At 73.7% G+C, this 1,497-nt stretch carries 2 protein-coding genes; both read left to right on the top strand.

Annotation, left to right across the window (positions count from 1 at the left end; all coding sequences use genetic code 11):
• Window positions 1-1,058, top strand: a 1,058-nt coding sequence (locus AB0F11_RS38180) for an MFS transporter (protein WP_362184477.1), incomplete at its 5' end; no start/stop codon positions are given.
• The coding region (locus AB0F11_RS38175) for a GNAT family N-acetyltransferase (RefSeq protein ID WP_362184475.1) at window positions 1,051-1,497 on the top strand (447 nt) is incomplete at its 3' end. The genes AB0F11_RS38180 and AB0F11_RS38175, both read left to right, overlap by 8 nt.

Raw genomic sequence — 1,497 nt, 5'->3', positions numbered from 1 at the left:
GCCGGCTGATCGACCGGATCGGGCCGCGGCGCGTGCTGGTCGCGAGCAACCTGATCCGGGTACTGACCTTCACCGCCTACGTGTTCACCGACATCCCCTGGCAGCTGGTCCTGCTGGTCACGGCCACCATGTGGGGCGACAGCCTGTTCCGGCCCGCCGTCTTCGCGCTGGTGGCGCAGGTGGCCGACGACGGGCACCGGGCGCGCTGGTACGCGATGGACAGGTCCCTGCGCAACGCCGGGATCGGCGCGGGCGGACTGGTGGGCAGCACGCTCGTCGGCTGGGGCGGCAGCTCGGGCTACACCGCCGTGGTCGTGCTGAACGCGGTGTCGTTCCTCGTCGCGGCCGGGCTGGTCGCGAGCTGGCGCCGGACCGCCGTCCCGCGCCCCGCCGGCTCGGGCGCCGACCCGGCCAAGGCGCCTGCCCCGGCCGAGAACGCCGGCGGGTACCGGGAGGTGCTCGCCGACCGGGCGTTCCTCGGCGTCCTGGCCACCGTCTGGGTGTTCGCGCTGTGCGACCTCGCGCTGACCGTGCTGCTGAGCGCGTACGTGATCGAGGCGCGCGGGCTGCCGGCCTGGCAGCCGGGGATGCTGTTCGCGATCAACACCGTCATGGTGGTGCTGGCGCAGACCGCACTGGCCAAGGCCGTCGAGCGGTACCGGCGGCCCGGAGTGCTCCAGGTGGCGGCCGTCCTGTGGATGGTGTCCTTCGTGCTGTTCGCGGCGGTGCCCGGCGACCACGTGGGCCTGGCCTTCGGCGGGCTCGTCCTCGGCATGGTCGTCTTCACGGTCGCGGAGCTGCTCCAGGCCCCGACCAGCAGTGCACTGATCGTGGGGATGGCCGCGGGGCACCTTCGCGGCAGGTACCTGGGGTTGGAGGAGCTGATGTGGAGCCTGGCCAAGGTGCTGGCCCCGACCGTGTTCACCTGGCTGCTGGCCCGCGGAGCAGGCCTGCCGTGGCTCGCGCTCGGCCTCTGCTGCCTCGTGGCGCTCGTGCTGCTGCAACGACTCCACCGGATGCTGCCCGCACACGTCCAGCGCGAGACCGTCGATGCCTGAGCGCAGCTCCCGGATCCGCCGCCCCGAGGAGTTCCGCGAGGTCTACCACCGGGTCTACCGGGAGCCGCCGTACCACGAGGACGCGGCCGCTGCGGACGACTTCGCCCGGCAACTGGCCGACCACGCGGCACTGCCCGGCTTCAGCGTGACCACCGTCGGCGACGGCCGTGAGCCCGGCGGGCTCGGCGGGTTCGCGTACGGGGTGCACCGCGAGCCAGGATGGTGGCATCCGCGCGCGGCCGCCCCCGCACCGCCGTGGCTGCACCGGCCGCTGTTCTACGTCTACGAGCTCGCGGTCGTACGGGAGTCGCGCGGCCGCGGGTACGGGCGCGAGCTGCTGGACCTGCTGCTGGCCGACCGCGACGAGCCCTTCGCCGTACTCGCCGCGTCGAGCAGGGCGTCGGCGCGCGAGCTCTACCGGCGGTGGGGCTGGACCAAG

Source organism: Streptomyces sp. NPDC032472 (genome assembly GCF_040636955.1).
Lineage (GTDB): Bacteria > Actinomycetota > Actinomycetes > Streptomycetales > Streptomycetaceae > Streptomyces.
This window is presented reverse-complemented; position numbering and strand designations above follow the sequence as displayed.